General features: G+C 59.8%; 18 protein-coding genes. 16 read left to right on the top strand and 2 right to left on the bottom strand.

The window, feature by feature from the left end:
- Positions 1 to 445 precede the first annotated feature (445 nt).
- From RT551_RS14615 to RT551_RS14550, 14 genes are all read left to right on the top strand, one after another.
- Positions 446 to 5,767: a wall-associated protein gene (locus tag RT551_RS14615; protein WP_313460012.1), complete on the top strand. Its 5,322-nt coding sequence runs from the start codon at positions 446 to 448 to the stop codon at positions 5,765 to 5,767.
- Positions 5,767 to 6,678, top strand: a complete 912-nt coding sequence (locus RT551_RS14610; protein ID WP_313460009.1) for an RHS repeat-associated core domain-containing protein — start codon at positions 5,767 to 5,769, stop codon at positions 6,676 to 6,678. The genes RT551_RS14615 and RT551_RS14610 overlap by 1 nt, the downstream gene beginning before the upstream one ends.
- A complete protein-coding gene (locus RT551_RS14605) occupies positions 6,675 to 7,184 on the top strand; it encodes a hypothetical protein (RefSeq protein WP_313460006.1) in 510 nt (169 codons plus the stop codon). The genes RT551_RS14610 and RT551_RS14605 overlap by 4 nt, the downstream gene beginning before the upstream one ends.
- A gap of 241 nt (positions 7,185 to 7,425) precedes the next feature.
- Positions 7,426 to 7,794, top strand: coding sequence for a hypothetical protein (locus tag RT551_RS14600; RefSeq protein ID WP_313460005.1), 369 nt, complete (start codon positions 7,426 to 7,428; stop codon positions 7,792 to 7,794).
- A 194-nt stretch (positions 7,795 to 7,988) separates the two neighbouring features.
- Entirely contained in the window at positions 7,989 to 8,996 is a 1,008-nt protein-coding gene (locus RT551_RS14595; protein ID WP_313460003.1) for an RHS repeat-associated core domain-containing protein, read from the top strand.
- Positions 8,993 to 9,295 (top strand): hypothetical protein, encoded by a 303-nt coding sequence (locus RT551_RS14590; RefSeq protein WP_313460001.1) that lies wholly within the window; start codon positions 8,993 to 8,995, stop codon positions 9,293 to 9,295. Before RT551_RS14595 ends, RT551_RS14590 begins: the two co-directional genes overlap by 4 nt.
- A 94-nt stretch (positions 9,296 to 9,389) precedes the next feature.
- On the top strand, positions 9,390 to 9,827 hold the full coding sequence (locus RT551_RS14585) for a DUF4265 domain-containing protein (protein ID WP_313459998.1): 438 nt from the start codon (positions 9,390 to 9,392) through the stop codon (positions 9,825 to 9,827).
- A gap of 288 nt (positions 9,828 to 10,115) precedes the next feature.
- Entirely contained in the window at positions 10,116 to 11,264 is a 1,149-nt protein-coding gene (locus tag RT551_RS14580) for a hypothetical protein (protein WP_313459995.1), read from the top strand.
- Positions 11,264 to 12,235 carry an RHS repeat-associated core domain-containing protein gene (locus RT551_RS14575; protein WP_313459992.1) on the top strand — a complete coding sequence of 324 codons (972 nt, stop codon included), beginning with the start codon at positions 11,264 to 11,266 and terminating at the stop codon, positions 12,233 to 12,235. Before RT551_RS14580 ends, RT551_RS14575 begins: the two co-directional genes overlap by 1 nt.
- Positions 12,232 to 12,729 carry a hypothetical protein gene (locus tag RT551_RS14570; RefSeq protein WP_313459989.1) on the top strand — a complete coding sequence of 166 codons (498 nt, stop codon included), beginning with the start codon at positions 12,232 to 12,234 and terminating at the stop codon, positions 12,727 to 12,729. The genes RT551_RS14575 and RT551_RS14570 overlap by 4 nt, the downstream gene beginning before the upstream one ends.
- 288 nt (positions 12,730 to 13,017) lie before the next feature.
- Complete coding sequence (locus RT551_RS14565) at positions 13,018 to 13,935, top strand: Imm10 family immunity protein (RefSeq protein ID WP_313459987.1); 918 nt, start codon at positions 13,018 to 13,020, stop codon at positions 13,933 to 13,935.
- 7 nt (positions 13,936 to 13,942) lie between these two features.
- A complete protein-coding gene (locus RT551_RS14560; protein WP_313459984.1) occupies positions 13,943 to 14,257 on the top strand; it encodes a hypothetical protein in 315 nt (104 codons plus the stop codon).
- 716 nt (positions 14,258 to 14,973) lie between these two features.
- Entirely contained in the window at positions 14,974 to 15,291 is a 318-nt protein-coding gene (locus RT551_RS14555) for a DUF5076 domain-containing protein (RefSeq protein ID WP_313459981.1), read from the top strand.
- Positions 15,292 to 15,308: 17 nt separating this feature from the next.
- Positions 15,309 to 15,641 carry a hypothetical protein gene (locus RT551_RS14550; RefSeq protein WP_313459979.1) on the top strand — a complete coding sequence of 111 codons (333 nt, stop codon included), beginning with the start codon at positions 15,309 to 15,311 and terminating at the stop codon, positions 15,639 to 15,641.
- Positions 15,642 to 15,696: 55 nt separating this feature from the next.
- On the opposite strand, the gene RT551_RS14545 is transcribed toward RT551_RS14550, so the two are convergent.
- Positions 15,697 to 16,152: a DUF695 domain-containing protein gene (locus RT551_RS14545; protein WP_313459977.1), complete on the bottom strand. Its 456-nt coding sequence runs from the start codon at positions 16,150 to 16,152 to the stop codon at positions 15,697 to 15,699.
- Positions 16,153 to 16,358: 206 nt separating this feature from the next.
- On the opposite strand from RT551_RS14545, the gene RT551_RS14540 reads away from it, so the two are divergent.
- Both RT551_RS14540 and RT551_RS14535 read left to right on the top strand, forming a co-directional pair.
- Positions 16,359 to 16,634, top strand: a complete 276-nt coding sequence (locus RT551_RS14540; RefSeq protein ID WP_313459974.1) for a hypothetical protein — start codon at positions 16,359 to 16,361, stop codon at positions 16,632 to 16,634.
- A 14-nt stretch (positions 16,635 to 16,648) separates the two neighbouring features.
- Positions 16,649 to 16,969: a hypothetical protein gene (locus RT551_RS14535; protein ID WP_313459971.1), complete on the top strand. Its 321-nt coding sequence runs from the start codon at positions 16,649 to 16,651 to the stop codon at positions 16,967 to 16,969.
- Between the two features lie 163 nt (positions 16,970 to 17,132).
- On the opposite strand, the gene RT551_RS14530 is transcribed toward RT551_RS14535, so the two are convergent.
- A partial coding sequence (locus RT551_RS14530; protein WP_313459969.1) for a hypothetical protein occupies positions 17,133 to 17,346 on the bottom strand: 214 nt, incomplete at its 5' end.

The following is a 17,346-nucleotide window of genomic DNA, read 5'->3' as shown; positions in this document are numbered from 1 at the left end:
ATAGCGCGGCAGTATCGGATGGATGGGCGCGCGAATGCCCGAAAACCCAGAACTCGCCGCGCTCGCGATGTTTCTGGGCTGGTAGGGTCGCTCGCAAGACGACCGCCCTGAAACTGACAACACCCGGTAAGGCATCGAAATCAACGAAACGGCAACGCCGACCGTTGGCCGATGATCAGAAAACTCTGACACCGATGTAGGAAAACCACGCGTCGCGCTCCCAATTCCCAACTTTGCCAAATTTGGCAACTTCCACCCATTGACGCCGCCCTCACGATTCGTTCATAAACGCAATCTGCATTGCGCACACGCGCTACAGGGGTTCCACACCTGCTGACGTCTTCTTTGGCTGCCATCCGGTGGCCCGGCGACCTGCGGCCGGTTGAAAACACCCCCTGCAGCGATGCGCCGCACCGGACTGCATCCAAGGGATTGAGTAATGCGAATGAACGCTGCCGATCGGATCGCCGGGCAACCTGCCTGGAGCCGCGCCCTTCATCTGCTGACCGCCGTCAGCCTGTTGCTGCCGCTGGCGGCACACGCCCAGATCGTGCCCACCTGGCGCGAGGAGTACGACAAGCGGCTGAAGTACGGCGACCTGGTAGAACCCATGAAAGGCGAGATCTTCGGCGAGAAGGTCAACCTCTATGACGGCTCGGTCAGCCTCAGCGCCACCGATATCACCGTGCCGGGAAACAATGGCCTCGCTGTCTCGCTTGGCCGCAGCCTGGCGGACTTCTCCGGCGACGTGACCGAGAACCAGTTCGCCAACTGGTCGTTGGACGTGCCGTCGTTGTCCGGCGTGTACGGCGACCTGCCGGAAACTGCGCAAGCGGGCTACTGGGCACCCGCCGCGCGCTGTTCCACCGTTACAGCGCCGCCCACGCTGAAAGTGTGGAACTACCGCAGAACCCAGCAGATTAACTTCGACCCACATACCTATTGGGACGGTGTGCGCCTCAGCTTGCCCGGCGGAAATGGTGAATCCGTGCTCGCGGGTAGCGGCGATGCCCGCCAACCAGTCCCGCAGGTGGGTCAGCCGACGCCATGGAACACCAAGGGCGGCTGGTTCTTCTCGTGCTTGGGCGCACTCAAGAGCGGCCAACCGGGCGAAGGCTTCCTTGGCCACGCACCAGACGGCAGCAAGTACTACTTCGACTGGATGGTCGTCCGCAGCAACAAATCCGCGTCGTTGCAACCCTACGACGTCAACACACATGCCACGCTGGACCGGAAGAAGGTCTATCTCTACCCCTCCCAGATCGTGGACCGGTTCGGCAACTGGGTCCGCTACCAGTGGAATGACGGTCGCCTCGAAAGCATCACCTCCAGCGATGGGCGCAGCATCACCCTGACCTTTGATGCACAAGGTCGCATTGCCTCCGCCTCAACTGCCGGCCGCAGCTGGACCTATGGCTACTCCGAATACGGACAATTGCAGTCGGTCACACTGCCGGACGGCACGGCCTGGACCTACAACCTGCCCAGCGTCACGGTGACCCACAAGCGCCCCGAATACACAGGCCAGGATCCGTCTGCGTACATGGACAATCCCGAGGTCTGCGCCAAGGTCAACAAGATCGTAGAGACCGAGGTGGCGGTCAGCATCGGACACCCGTCGGGTGCCACCGGCACCTTCGCGTTCCGCCCGTTCCGCCACGGCCGCAAGAACGTGCCCTTCGACTGCCAAACCTCAGGTGATGAAGGTCTGATCGCCGACGGCTGGAACATGTCGCCCGTCTATCGCGATGCGATGTCGCTGGTTACCAAGACCATCAGTGGCCCCGGCATGCCCACCGCGCAGTGGACGTACCAGTACGCCAACCTGGGTGGCCGCTACGACCGCGACCTGACCCAGGCCACTGCGCCGCTGTTCCCGGTTGGTCAGTCAGAACCGAAGATCACCATCGAAACCCTGCCCGATGGCGTGATCAAAACCTACGAGTTCGGCAAGGAAGTGGCCTACAACGACGGCATGCTGCTCGGCACCACAACCAGCAGCGGCGGCACCGTGGTGCGCGTCGACCGTAACAACTACTACCCCGACGCGCAGCTGCCCAGCGCGCCGTTCCCGCAGGCCGCCGGCCGCAACCTGAAGTACGGAGCCACCGAACTGGGCGAGCACCTCAACCGCCCGGTGCAGAGCACCACTGTCCAGCAGGACGGCGTGTTGTTCACCCGTCAGGTGCAGACGTTTGATTCGTCCATCCGCGAAGTCGCCGTGGTGGAGTCCAACAACGCCGGCTTCAGCCGCAGCAGCAGCACCGATTACTACGACAACCCGCAGCTGTGGGTGCGCGGGCAGACCGCCCGCAGCGTCGTCAATGGCATCGAGCAGTCCCGCACGGAGTTCGACGGCAACACCGCCCAGCCGCTACGCGCCTACAGCTTCGGCAAGCTGGCCCAGCAGGTCAGCTACGCCGCCGATGGCACCGTCGCCACGGTCACCGATGGACGCGGCAACACCAGCCACCTCTCCGCCTGGAAGCGCGGCGTTCCGCAGCAGCTGCGACTGCCCCCAACGCCCGAAGCACCCAACGGTGCCACCCGCCAGGTAGAGGTGGACGAAAACGGCTGGATCACCGCGCTCACCAACGAAGTCGGTGCAACCACCCGCTACACCTATGACAGCATGGGCCGGCTGCGCACGCAGCAGTTCCCCACGGGCGACAGCGTGGCCTGGAACGGAGCCACGCTGGACCTGCAGCGCCTGGGCGCTGCCCAGTACGGCGTGCCTGCCGGTGCCTGGAAACACTCGCGCACCTTGGGTGGGCTGCGTACCGATACCTACCTGGACGCCATGTTCCGTCCGGTGCTGGTCACCCAAAACCTCAACAACGCCTTGGACAGCGCCACCGTCACCCGCTACGACAGCAGCGGCAAGACCGTGTTCGCCTCCTACCCAACCCGCCAGCTGAGCGACATCAATCAATCCCTGGCAGGCACCACCACCCAGTACGACGCACTGGGCCGCCCCAGTATCGTGCGCCAGACCTCGGAGCTGGGCGACCTGGTCAGCAGCACCGAGTACCTGGGCAACCTCACGGTGCGCAGCACCAACCCGCGCGGGCAGGCCACCACTACCCGGCACCAGACCTACGACCAACCCACCTACGAGATGCCGCTGACCATCCAGCATCCCGAAGGCGTGGTCACCGAGATCCAGCGCGACAGCCTGGGCAAGCCGCTGGCCATCACCCGCCGCAGTGGCGACGGCAGCCAGTCGCTGACCCGACGCTACGTGTATGACGGCTACCAGCAGCTGTGCAAAACCATCGAGCCGGAAACCGGTGCCACCCTGCAGGACTACGACGCCGCCGGCAACGTGGTGTGGTCCGCGGCAGGCACCCCCCTGACCAGCACCACCGCCTGCAATCAGGCCGAAGGCCTGGCCAGCGGCCGGGCCGTACAGCGCAGCTACGACGCATTGAACCGCCTGCAGCAGCTGGCCTTCCCGGACAACCGTGGCAACCAGAGCTGGAGCTACACCGCCGACGGCCTGCCGGCGGAGATCAGCACCACCAACGACCCGGCCACCCTGCCGGTGGTGAACCGCTACCAGTACAACCTGCGCCGCTTGCTCACCGCAGAAACCCTGCAGCACAGCCAGTTGGGCACGGTGAGCTTCGGCTACAGCTATGACGGCAACGGCAACCTTGCCGGGCAGACCTACCCTGGCGGTGCCAGCGTGGCCTACCAGCCCGATCCCGCCGGCCGCGCCACAGCCGTCGGCAGCTACGCCCAACAGGCCAGCTACTACGCCAACGGGGCGCTGGCCGGCTTCGTGTACGGCAACGGCATAGCGCACAGCATGACCCAGAACGCACGTGGCCTGCCCGAGCGCAGCCGCGATGCCGGGGCCGGCGGTGCCGTGCATGACGACAGCTACGACTACGATGCCGCCGGCAATGTGCTGGCGATCTCCGACGGTCTGCCCGGTGCGCCCGGCAACCGCGACATGAGCTATGACGGCCTGGACCGCCTGCGCGCGGTCACCGCGGCCAGCTTCGGCAACGCACTGTACGAGTACGACGCGCTGGACAACCTGCGCCGCGCCAAGGTGGGGAGCCGCGACCGCACCCATTACTTCGACCCGTCCAACCGGCTGGTCAACGTGATGGATACCGGTACCGGGGCCACCGTGACCGGCCTGAACTACGACGTGCAGGGCAACCTGTCCGTACGCAACGGCCAGGCCTTCAGCTTCGACTACGGCAACCGCCTGCGCGAAGTAGCCAGTGCCGAGCGTTACGAATATGACGCACACGGCCGCCGGGTGAAATCGCTGGGCGCAGACGGTGCCATCTATTCGTTCTACGACAACGGCGGCGTGCTTCGTTACCAGCGTAACGAACGCACCGGCAAGAAGACGAATTACATGTATCTTTCCGGCAGCCTGGTGGCCCGCGTCAACGACGCGGCGGCACCCAGCGTGCCGGCGCTCAGCGCGCCCGGCTACATCACCCAGGGCAACGTGACCTTGACCTGGACAGCAGCCGGTGCCGCCAACCGCTATGAACTGCAGCAGTTGAGCGGCGGCAACTGGGTTGGGCTGTATAACGGAACCGCCCTCACCTACGTGGCCAGCAATCTGCTGACCGGCAGCTATCAGTTCCGTGTGCGCGGCTGCCGCGAGGTCTGTGGCGACTGGAGCAACATCGCCGCCGTGGCCGTGGAACTGCCTCCCAGCGGCGTGCCGGCGGTGACCACCCCGGCCACCGCCTACAACGGCAGCTATACCGTCAGCTGGACCGCATCCGACGGCGTGGCCACCTATGAACTGCAGGAAAGCGCGAACGGTGGTGCCTGGACCCTGCTCCAGAACACGGCCGCCCGTTCGCTGGCCATCAGCGGCAAGCCCGCCGGCAGCTACGGTTACCGTGTGCGGGCCTGCAATCCGGTGGGCTGCACCGGCTATAGCGCGACCGCCACTACCGCTGTGGTGTACCCGCCAGCGGGTGCCCCCAGCCTGAGCGCACCGGCGCGAGTCGGCCCAGGCAGCATCGGCATCGGCTGGAGTGCCATCGCCGGCGCAACCCGCTACACCCTTCAGGAAAGCGCCAACGGCGCAGCCTGGGTGACCCTGTTCGACGGCAACGCCACCTCCTACGCCACCCCGGCACGCGGCGTGGGCAGTTACGCCTATCGCGTGGCGGCCTGTAACGGTGCGGGCTGCAGTGGCTGGTCTGGCAATGGCAACGTCACCGTCGTTGGTGCACCGACGCTGGAGCCGGTCATCAGCGCGCCTGGACTGGTAAACGTCACCGACTACGCCTTCAGCTGGAGCACCCCGGCCAACACCGAGTACTTCATCCTGCAGGAAAGCGCCAACGGTGCTGGCTGGGTCACGCTGCTGGCCGATGGCCGCACGTCGGTCGGACTCGGCCGCGGCAATGGCAGCTACGCGTACCGCGTGCAAGCCTGTAACTTTGTTGGCTGCGGTCCTTGGTCGGGCATTGCCACCGTCACGGTTTCACTGCCGCCGCCGGTGCCGACGATCTATGTGGCCAACTGGCTGACTACCACCACTGCGCCGTATCGGGTCTCCTGCGACGTTGGCTGGTACCCGACTGCGACCGCCACGGAGTACCACCTTGAACCCGACACGGGCGGTCGACGCCTGTATACCGGCCCCAAGTCCTATGTTGCGTCAAACACCAACGCGTATTGCTCGGCGCGATTGAGGGTGCGCGCCTGCAACGCCGGGGGGTGCTCTGACTGGTCCCCCATCTACACCGCGACCCGTGGCGTCTACGAGGCCAACTGATGAACGCGATCAAGAACATGAGCATTTTGATGCGCGGGTTGCTGGCGCTGGTACTGGCGGCAGGGATGCTGTCGGCGGCCCAGGCTGCAGAGACCGTGGAGTACATCCACACCGACGCGCTGGGATCGCCGGTCGCGGTGACCGATGCCAATGGCGTGGTGATCGAGCGGACCGTCTACGAGCCGTATGGGGCGGTGGTGGGTGGCCAGGTCAAGGATGGGCCGGGGTATACCGGGCATGTGTCTGACTCGGCTACTGGGCTGACTTACATGCAGCAGCGGTATATGGATCCTGAGGTTGGCTCGTTCTTGAGCGTGGATCCGGTAACCGCCTATGCAGAACCGTCGACGCAGTTCAATAGGTTCAGGTACGGCAACGGCAACCCTTACCGCTTCAAAGACCCCAATGGTCGCCAGAGCATTTCTGTTGTTTACGCCAATCCGAGCAGTCCAACTCTGTCAGAGCTCAAGACTGAGCGAATTGGTCGGGAGGTAGTGAGCCTCACAGCGCGAGGCGTTCGAGCAGGCGGAAGTCCGGCCGAGATTGGAAACCTGAAGAACTGGAAGGTTAAGATCGATACCACAGCAGCTGCGGCTCCGGCCACAGGCGCGGCAGGAGAAACGACAGCAAAGATCGTAGACGGCAAGATAGATCAAGTTCAGACTACGCTGAGCAATAAGATTCAAGCGCTTGAGTCACCAGGCGACCTAAAAATGAATGGGGGCTTAGTCGCTCAAGGCGGAGAGACTGCGAAGGCCGCCTTTGGAGTCCACGAATTTGCTGGTCACGGCAACGCAGAGAATCTGAAAATGGACTCCGTTGAAGGTGCCGAGAACATGGCAAGTGATCGCGCCGTGGAGATACTATCGAAAGACGCAGAACTATTGGTCAAACCAAGGATCGAAAGATGACGTTTCCCATCTCTCTCGTGGCGCTCTTTGCAGTAGCGAATGCGAGCACTGCCCCGCCCACCCAAGTCGCTACCGAAGGCGCATATCGATATGAAAGTGTTTCAGCCCTCTCCTTCGAAACCTCTGTGATCACAATCGACATCAACAACAAGCTACTAGTTTACCCCGCAACATTGACTGAACTTGAGTCTTGCCCCGCAGGGCGCAGCAGATGCTTCAAGACAACGCGAATGAGTTTTTGCTCACCAACCGAGGATGAGATACGAACCAAAGAATGGAATTGCGGGGATGATGACCTTGAGTTCAAGCTAACAGGGGAGCGCACGTTACGCATACTTGGCGACGAGGTCCGCACTCTGGTTGTTGCACGCCATGGCACCGAGTACTTCTATAATCCTGAGCGCGGCGTGGTGATGTTTAGGTTCGTCAATCAGCCAATCACCGAGGTCTACTGGTCGGTAGACGAATACGGATTTGGATCCAACCGCCCTGAAGCATCGAAGTAAAAACCCCAATCGGCAGAGATGAAATGCAACTTGCGCCCAAGTCTCCTGAGGCCCATTTCACTCTCAAAGTTAAGTGAATGGCATATGCACGATTGGACTGGCATGGCTGCACACGAGAAGCTTCTTGCCAAACTCTGTAGAATCTTTGGAACGCTGACTTGCGACCCATCAAACAGGTAGTACCGAGAGATCTCCAACGCGTTCCACCACATTGACCCGGAGGTCAGACAAAGAGCGATCTTTGCTGGCGGCCTGTAACGGTGCCGGCTGCAGTGGCTGGTCTGGCAATGGCAACGTCACCGTCGTTGTTGCACCGACGCTGGAGCCAGTGATCAGCGCGCCTGGCCTGGTGAACGTCGCCGACTACGCCTTCAGCTGGAGCAACCCGGCCAACACCGAGTACTTCATCCTGCAGGAAAGCGCCAACGGTGCTGGCTGGGTCACGCTGCTGGCCGATGGCCGCACGTCGGTCGGACTCAGCCGCGGCAATGGCAGCTACGGCTACCGCGTGCAGGCCTGTAACTTTGTTGGCTGTGGTCCCTGGTCGGGCATTGCCACCGTCAACGTGGTGCTGCCGCCGCCGATGCCCACGATCAACGTTGCCAACTGACTGACCACCAAAAGGGCACCCTACCAGGTGTGGTGTGACGCAGGGTGGACACCGATAGCGGGCGCTACGGAGTACCAGCTGGAAACCGATGTAGGCGGCAAGCATCTCTACACCGGCCCCAAGACCTACGTCTCCGCCGCAGGCAATGCGTATTGCGGCTCGCCCATACGCGTGCGCGCATGTAATGCCGGCGGATGCTCGGCATGGTCTCCGCTGTACACCCCGGCCCGTGGCATCTACGAGACCGACTGATGAACAAGATCATGGGTAAGAGCATGTTGATGCGCGGGTTCCTGGCGCTGCTTCTGACGGCGGGGATGCTGTCGGCGGCCCAGGCAGCCGAGACCGTGGAGTACATCCACACCGATGCGCTGGGCTCGCCGGTCGCGGTGACCGATGCCAATGGCGTGGTGATTGAGCGGACTGTCTACGAGCCGTATGGCGCGGTGGTCGGTGGCCAGGTCAAGGACGGGCCGGGGTATACCGGGCATGTGTCGGACTCGGCTACTGGGCTGAGTTACATGCAGCAGCGGTATATGGATCCTGAGGTTGGCTCATTCTTGAGCGTGGATCCGGTAACGGCGCACGGAGAGAATGCTCGCCAGTTCAATCGATACCGCTATGGGAATGGCAATCCATACGGCTTCACCGACCCAGACGGCCGCCAAGCGACAACTTCATCTCAGATGATATTCCCAATGCCGGTCCCAAGCGCCGGCGGAATCACACAGAGAAGCGAAGGCTCAGATGGAGACTCTCGTCCAGTCGGGCCCAATGGTCAACGACCCACAACCAGGCCCACCACTCGACCAACTGGGCGCGATACAGCCCGTCGGGGCCGTGACGGTCAACCCGTTGAATCATCTCCAAGCAAGGGAGACCTCCACGCTCCCGGAGACGCCCCTGATGCGACTGTGATCGTGCGCGGTGGCCAAGGCGATATGCCGGCTCCGGGTACCACGTTCTCAGGCTCACAAGGGAGTACGATCGCGGAAGCAGGGGCAGGTGTCCCGCACGGATCCATACGCCCTTCAACTGCTGGTGAGATTCGCGCAGGCGGGGGGAAGGTCGAGGTTGCGCCCGAGAACACTTCAAGCGGAAAGCTGAATGGAAACCACGTAAATGTTACCGAGGGCGCAAAGGGAGGATCCTTTGGGCCGGTCCAACAAAACCCAGTCCCCAAAGTGGACAGAATCAAATGATCAGACCTACCGGCAGCCTTCTTAAAATCGTCGAGTACAGAGATTTTTACGATGTTCCACGCAGAATTCTCGCATTGGACCAGGGCGGTGCATTCTGGATATTTGACAGCGTCTTTAACGACGAGATTGACGACTACGAAGACCACTTCACACTGTATCTTGCGGGCCAGGAGCCCGATCAAGCGAAGGCGCTGTTCGCCCAGCATTGCGAAGGTAGTTATGGACAGGCCCTACTCGACCTACCGGTTACAGAAGTCCTGTTCGATGCGACCAAGCGTGCATCCTTCGTTCTGTCATGAAAATCTACCGGCAACCTCCCACCACCTCAGGTCGAGCGCCACCGACCGTCTGCTATGGTACGACCCGCATGAAGGCAAGATCGCAGGACTCAACATGACCCAGGTACGAGTTCACTTCAAGCTGGAGCAGTTCGAAGGGTACCCACCAGAAACCAGTGAATCGGTATGGACGCAGCCAAGTAACGATGGCTTGGAGTACTTCCTGGACAACATCCCGTTCTTCATTACCGAGGCTACCCTGGGCGACCGCATCTCAGTGACCCTGGATGAGGATGGCAGGCGCTGGTATCTCCGGACCACGCGAGCATCGACCAACTCTCTGATTCGCGTCGTAGTGTTTCAAGAGCAGCATCTTCAGACTGTCCCGGCCACACTTCGTGGGCTCGGGTGTGATGTTGAGATCCTTGCATCTCGCCATCTGTTGGCCGTCAACATACCAGCTACAATAGAATTGGGTTCAGTGCAGGCCCATTTAGCGACCGCCGAGGCTGAAGGCATACTGGACTATGAAGAGCCGATACTAAGGCAATGATGTGTACGCCGAGGGCTACCCGGTCTATGCTGCGCGACACGTTTTGGTCTTCGCTCGTGCGGTTCTGCGACAGCACCGCTATGGAAAGCTGACTGGCCCTCTCCGCACGCCCCCTGTTTCAAGCCTTGAATTTGATCCTACGAAGGGGGATCGTTTCGCGAGCCCGCAGCTGCCCTTGATCCGTGATTGTGTGTCTGGACGATAGAGAGATCTGGCTCACGTGCTGCTCGGTTTCGTGGGTACATTGGGTTCAACTTCGTTCTGCTGACCGGCAGCTATCAGTTCCGTGTGCGCGGCTGCCGCGAGGTCTGTGGCGACTGGAGCAACATCGCCGCCGTGGCCGTGGAACTGCCTCCCAGCGGCGTGCCGAGCGTGACCTCCCCGGCCACCGCCTACAACGGCAGCTACACGGTCAGCTGGACCGCTTCCGACGGTGCCGCCACCTATGAACTCCAGGAAAGCGCGAACGGTGGTGCCTGGACCCTGCTCCAGAACACGGCCGCCCGCTCGCTGGCCATCAACGGCAAGCCCGCCGGCAGCTACGGGTACCGCGTACGGGCCTGCAATCCGGTCGGCTGCACAGGCTACAGCGCGACCGCCACGACCGGAGTGGTATACCCGCCAGCCGGTGCCCCCAGCCTGAGCGCACCGGCGCGAGTTGGCCCGGGCAGCATCGGCATTGGCTGGAACGCCATCGCCGGCGCAACCCGCTACACCCTGCAGGAAAGCGCGAACGGTGCGGCGTGGGTGACCCTGTTCGACGGCAACGCCACCTCCTACGCCACCCCGGCACGCGGCGTGGGCAGTTACGCCTATCGCGTGGCGGCCTGTAACGGTGCGGGCTGCAGTGGCTGGTCTGGCAATGGCAACGTCACCGTCGTTGGTGCACCGACGCTGGAGCCGGTCATCAGCGCGCCTGGACTGGTAAACGTCACCGACTACGCCTTCAGCTGGAGCACCCCGGCCAACACCGAGTACTTCATCCTGCAGGAAAGCGCCAACGGTGCTGGCTGGGTCACGCTGCTGGCCGATGGCCGCACATCGGTCGGCCTCGGCCGCGGCAATGGCAGCTACGGCTACCGCGTGCAGGCCTGCAACTTTGTTGGCTGTGGTCCCTGGTCGGGCATTGCCACCGTCACGGTCTCTCTGCCACCGCCGGTGCCGACGATCTATGTGGCCAACTGGCTGACTACCACCACTGCGCCGTATCGGGTCTCCTGCGACGTTGGCTGGTACCCGACTGCGACCGCCACGGAGTACCACCTTGAACCCGACACGGGCGGTCGACGCCTGTATACCGGCCCCAAGTCCTATGTTGCGTCAAACACCAACGCGTATTGCTCGGCGCGATTGAGGGTGCGCGCCTGCAACGCCGGGGGGTGCTCTGACTGGTCCCCCATCTACACCGCGACCCGTGGCGTCTACGAGGCCAACTGATGAACGCGATCAAGAACATGAGCATGCTGATGCGCGGGTTGCTGGCGCTGGCTCTGGCGGCAGGGATGCTGCCGGTAGCCCAGGCGGCCGAGACCGTGGAGTACATCCACACCGATGCGCTGGGCTCGCCGGTGGCGGTGACCGATGCCAATGGCGTGGTGATCGAACGGACTGTCTACGAGCCTTATGGCGCGGTGGTCGGTGGGGCGCCCAAGGATGGACCGGGGTATACCGGCCATGTGTCGGACTCGGCTAGTCGGTTGAGTTACATGCAGCAGCGGTATATGGATCCTGAGCTTGGCGCGTTCCTCTCTGTTGATCCTGTCGCTGCGCACGGACAACCCGTCGTGAGCTTTCACCGATACAGATACGGCAATAGCAGTCCCTACGGCTTCATTGATCCGGACGGGCGATCAAGCGTTAATTACTTCTATGGCGGCGAAGCCTTTGGCACTGGGGCGGACCCATTGTACGATTCGGCCGAAAGGTTCAATCTGCCAGGGATGACAACTGTCATGGGTCATTCCTGGTCAACTGGATTCAGAGACGATCGCGATTTCAAACCCGGAACTCCGATGCTGTACAGCGACATGCGCGATGACATAGCCAATGCACGAGCAAAAGCTGGCGAAAGCGGCTACATCTTTCTAGGCGGCTGCAACCTCGGCGTCCAGTCAGTCCCGGCGCGACTGGCAAAAGACTTCAATACCAGTGTGATCTCATCTGCCTGGTTTGTGCGCAGAGGCGAATCAAGTAACGGGGACATAACGTACACTGCCAATACCAAGTTGGACGGCTCAGGTGGATCACGCTGGTTTCATGTGACCGGGCCCGACGGCCGCTCAACCGGAAGGATCGGATCTATCACTATGCATGCAAATGGGAAAGCAACGTTCAAGGCTGCAGAAGCGCCTCTCGGCTCAAAGATCAAGCCATCAGTCAAGCTCGAGTTCAAGGAGGGTGACTTGTGAACGCCATGATGAAAACTGGAGCAACTGTCGCGCTTCCAATCGTACTGCTAATCGCTGCTTGCACGCCGGAAGGATCACCCCGCGGACGCTTGCCGGCTACACCTCAAGTGACTATTGAGGGCATTGACGATGAAAGAATGGATCTAACCGACTACTACCTTTCAGTGGACAAGCGATCCCTTCAAGGTGTGAGCGAGGCCGATGCCCAGAGAGCATTGGCGGGTGACGGCGCAATGGCGTATGCAATTGCGAATGAGTTTGGAGCATCTAACTACCTTACTGAGGCTCGCTTTTGGTTCCAAATAGCGGCGGAGAATGGGGACGCTCGTGGAATGCTCTACTATGCAATATACATGGATCCGATAAGCTGCCATCGTGCCAACTACTGGCGTCGCCGCGCACTGAACGGCGATCTGCCCGTTAGTAATGAAAGACGCGCTCAGATAGAACGGCGGCTACGCGAGGGTGAGTTAGAGTGCAAATCCAAACAGTGACGCAAGCAAGATGCACCTTGGCCTAATGCGGATTGGGCACGATGAGCGAGAAGCGGGAAATATCCATCAAAAGGCTTGCAGATATCTCAGAACTACCGATGTGAGCGCGGCCCTGCAACCGGCATCGCTTGGGGTCAAAGCTGGCTAAGGCCATAAGATGATTGGCGAACAAGGGAATCTAGCGCGAGGAGTGGGCCTTGACACGCCAGGGAGCCCGAATGCTCCTGTACACAAAGACCGCCGCTAAGCTCCTGTCACCATATCGCACCCATGCCGGCTACCAACAAGATGACCGACAAGTTCAACCATACGTTCGGCAACCAGACGCAGATGACGATCAACCGACTACCGAACGTAATCGCCCTTGACTACTATGATGGCCCGATCTGCGGCTTCTCCCGCGGGCTTAAAGGACTAGAACCTTTCTACTTCCACATCCTCGCCTTGGATGAAGCACAAGACGAGCGCCTGTTTCTGGTTTCAGAAATCGGGGAAGGCCGATACGCAAGCCTCGCTGCCACTCTACTCAACGTGACTCCTGACAGCTCCAAACCGATCCTGTTCCCGGACATAACTGCACTCGATCAACATGCCAAGCAGGAACTTGATCAGTTTGCTCAACATTGCAAACTCAACGCACTGGAACGAGGAATGCTCCTCCTTACCAATGACATTGATTTCAGGAGTGGGGCCCTCTTCCCGTCGAACAGCGACGTTCAATCAAGAGCTGCAATTGTGCTCGCCAGTCGAAGTCCCGATGACTTGGCAATCTGGAGGAATGAGCTCCAGCGCACACGTTCATCACCCGCCTTGTTCATTGCAAAGCACGCCTACTCCGGCGAGAGTGATGGTGTACTGCTGGCAGGTCTCGCGGACGATCAGCATGAAACAGTGGACTACCTCTTGTTTCAAAAGTCGATAGACCCTAGTGCGCAGGACCTGAAGCTGGGGCATGACCAGGTTCATGTCACTCTAAATGGAAGAACTACTTCATGCCACGGAGGGATTAAGTGCATCCGCCTTGCATCGAATGAGCTTCAGATCCAGGTTGATGCGAGCACAGCAGAGGTACTGGGCACGGCGCAAGAATTTGTTGTTAGCTTTCACCACCGTCTGGAGGGTCTTGAGGCGTTCTCAGCGATGCTTCGGGGAATGCTTGAATCGTTCGTAGATAGCCGACGCCAAGCTCCACTTGAACTCAGATAGATCAACTATGCATGACTGGACACTCGTATCGGCACACGTCGATTGGATCAACAAGCTTGCTGAGTTCAAGTTGTTGGATGATACATCCGTCGAGCGGGTACTCCGCCTCGAGGCGATAGAAACGGTGACGTTGGACTGCAGAGAGCATTGGGGGCCGAGCAACTCTGTGAACAACATCGTGTTTGTAGAGGATGAAAGCCTGAACGAGCTGACGGCAACGATTGAAATACAATCTGGAGGAAAATTGGTAGTTACAGCGAGCTTATCTTCCAACATCGGTCTTCCTCAACGCGCCCGGCTGCCAACTTCAAAGATTGGATGATTCGAACAACGATACTAGCAGATCTCTTGGAGTTGACGACCATGGCCATCTGATCAACATCGAACTCAGATGGTGAACTGCACCGACAGCCATACTCACGGACAGAGCGACAACTTATGACTGAGGTAAAGATCAACTTCAGACTTGCTCAAGTCGACGGCTATCCGCCAGTTACGACCGAGTCAATGTGGGCACAGACAACCGAAACCGTTAATGAGCATGTCATTGACAACATTCCGTTCTTCTTCCCATTTGCAACCCTTGGCGATTGAATCACGTCACGTGTCGACGAGCACGGCACTCTCTGGTACGAATCAACGGTTGAACCGTCAGACAACTCACTGGTTCGCGTAGTGCTGTTTTTCGCGGGCAAGCTGGATGAGGTGAGGGCTGCCCTACGTGAACGCGGCTGCGAGGTTGAGACGATGGAATCCTATAGACTTCTTGCAGTGAACATTGCCAAAGATGCCCGACTTGTCGACGTGCAGGAATACCTGTCAATGATGGCAGCTCAAGATGTCCTGGACTATGAGGAAGCGATACTTCGGCAGTAGCACTTGGATTCGAGTCCAGCAGCGATGAAGCTGAATTTCACCCCGACTGACCCCGCGGCCCACCTCCGTTTCTGCAACGCGCAAACCAGGGTTTCGTAGCGCGCTATGGACGGAGGAAGCAAGCGAAAAGGCCCACTGATTGCAGATTATATCCAACCCAGGATGATCAAGTTAAATAGAAGGCCATTACCAGAAGCTGCAGTAAACGACCCCAATTCCGTAGAGATGTTGACGGTGTGGATCGCCGAGGGAGAACTTCACTGCTCCATCAAGATTGGCATGTACACCAGCATGGGAATGAATGAAGTCGCTGCATGGGGGAGGATCCTTGCTGACACTGCGAGACACATTGGCAATGCGCTGGAAGAGAAACAGGGATTGGACGCTCGCGAAGCCGTCCTTCGCATAAGTCGCTCTTTCTACGACGAGCTTGCGCTACCCACGACCTCCGCACAAGGCAAGTTCATCAAGAAGAACTGACACCTCAAGGCGCAACGATGATCCAGATCCCAACTCGCCAGAATTTCACGATCATCGAGTATCGCGGCTTCCACGATGTCCCTCGATTTGTTCTGGCGAAAGACGAGTCGGGCACGTATTGGGTGCTTGCAAGCCCCTTCGACGATACCACTGAGGAGTACTCCGAGAGCTACACGATCTTTGAAGCTGGGCAAGACGAGAACTGCGCCCGCACCGTCCTATACAAGCATTGCAGCGGCGAAACCGCAGAGCCGACCTGTACTCTTCCGGTTACAAGAATTGAGTTTGACGCTACGAAGCGCGCTTCGTTCCGCTTAGCAGAACTTACCCCGAGCCAATCATTGAAGTGAACAAACATCCATCCCTCATCGATCGTACGTTGATCGTTCCTGACGGACGCTCCACTCAATTGACGTCTCGCGCACGCTCCAACAGCTCCAGCTCCGGGCGCGCCAGCTCCCAATCTTCGTCCTTCTCCATCCAGAAGCTCCATTCCCGTGAATGTTCGCCCGACGAAATCAGCCCCTGAAGAGCTGAATTTGCCATCTCCGGATCAGCGACACGACAGAGAATGACTCTCTCTCCGAGTGCAGTGACGCGCGCGAGAAAGATCGCATTCTGGTCATCTGAGACAGATGCAAATATCTCGTCACCAAGGACATCAATCACCTGTTGCTCATCATTGGTGGGCATCTGGTTGTCACCAAGGTACACACACTCAATCGTGACTCGTAGATGCCATGGATACCCTGCCCGCCCCGAATAGCGCCGCAGCGCAGTATTGACTACTACGACCGCCGGCTTGCCGCTAATGGATGTTTGAACCAAAGTGTAGTATGGCGTTGGCGGCGCAGGGGGCATCCAATGACCTCACAATGAGATACAGGTAGTCTACCCTGCGCCGGTGCCATGAATTGCCTACTGGAACCGGCCGCAACTTCGCGGGTACTTTCTCGATCAGGCCTCCGTGTGGGAGGACCGGCCGTTGTCCTAGGCTTGATTGGGAGAGTTCTCACCGCTGTCGGATGAGTGAACGGTAGGCACATGCGGACCATAGGGATGGCCAGATGAATAAGTCGGTTGATCTATTTTTTGACTCGGCAAGGGTAACCTCCGGCCTGTCCGCAGCGGCACTGTGTGCGCTGGTATGTAGCTTTGTCCTGATCGCCATCATTGGCGGCAGCACAACGACGATGGAACTTGAATTCGCCGTGGCCTCCCTGATGGGTGTGTTCCTGATCGCCTCAATTTCCGGAATGATCGGCGCGACGGTCGGGGTTGTTCGCAATCGGCGTCAGCTGGCGGCTGACCGGAGCCGCGTCGGCGTGCTGGGAGACGCCTAAATTGGAAGCTGATGATGAGAACGCTGTTTCGCACAATCACAGCAGCATCGCTGGCTCTGGCGGTCAGCTTCGGATCCATGTCATCCCAACGGAGTGACAGCGCCGCGGAGCCCGACGCCTGCCGGTCAGTGGTCAAGCACTACATCGAGGAGACCCGGGGGTGGGCGGTATCCCAGTACACCGTCAAGGAAGAGGCGGTTGAGGTTGGCCTGCCGGGGTACGAGGTGATGTTTCTGGACGACCTGACGGTGCCGCCACCCAAAGAACTGCTGTCATTTCATGTCGATCTGGACCCAGCATGCACGCGTGTTGTCCGCGAGCTCGGCTACCAGTAGGGCTGTTCTGGAACTTAGAGGAGGGACATGCGGCACATGAGAAGGCAACAGCATTGGTGTTCCGGACTCACCCGCACGCGAATCCTGCTTGCCGCTTCGGCAATAGGAATTGCTCTTTCCGTCAGCTCCTGCAAGAGCTCGCCGAACTGCAATTATGATGTCGTCAACCACAGCCCACACAGCGGCTTTGCGCAGCGATTCGAGGTTGACGCAATTCGCGCGCTTGTCGAAGAGGGCGTAACTGACGGCGCAACGGTGGAGCTTCATGTAATGCAGGTATGGGTTGAGCTTCCGAAGCCAGATGTTCGACGATTGAGAGTCTCCGGTAATCCCCCCTCAGAATAGAAGCAGCCATAAGTGGAATTTTCTCGTAATCT

The organism is Stenotrophomonas sp. (genome assembly GCF_032103445.1).
Taxonomy (GTDB): domain Bacteria; phylum Pseudomonadota; class Gammaproteobacteria; order Xanthomonadales; family Xanthomonadaceae; genus Stenotrophomonas.
Note: the sequence above shows the minus strand (reverse complement) of the source record. Positions and strands in the feature narration are given on the sequence as shown.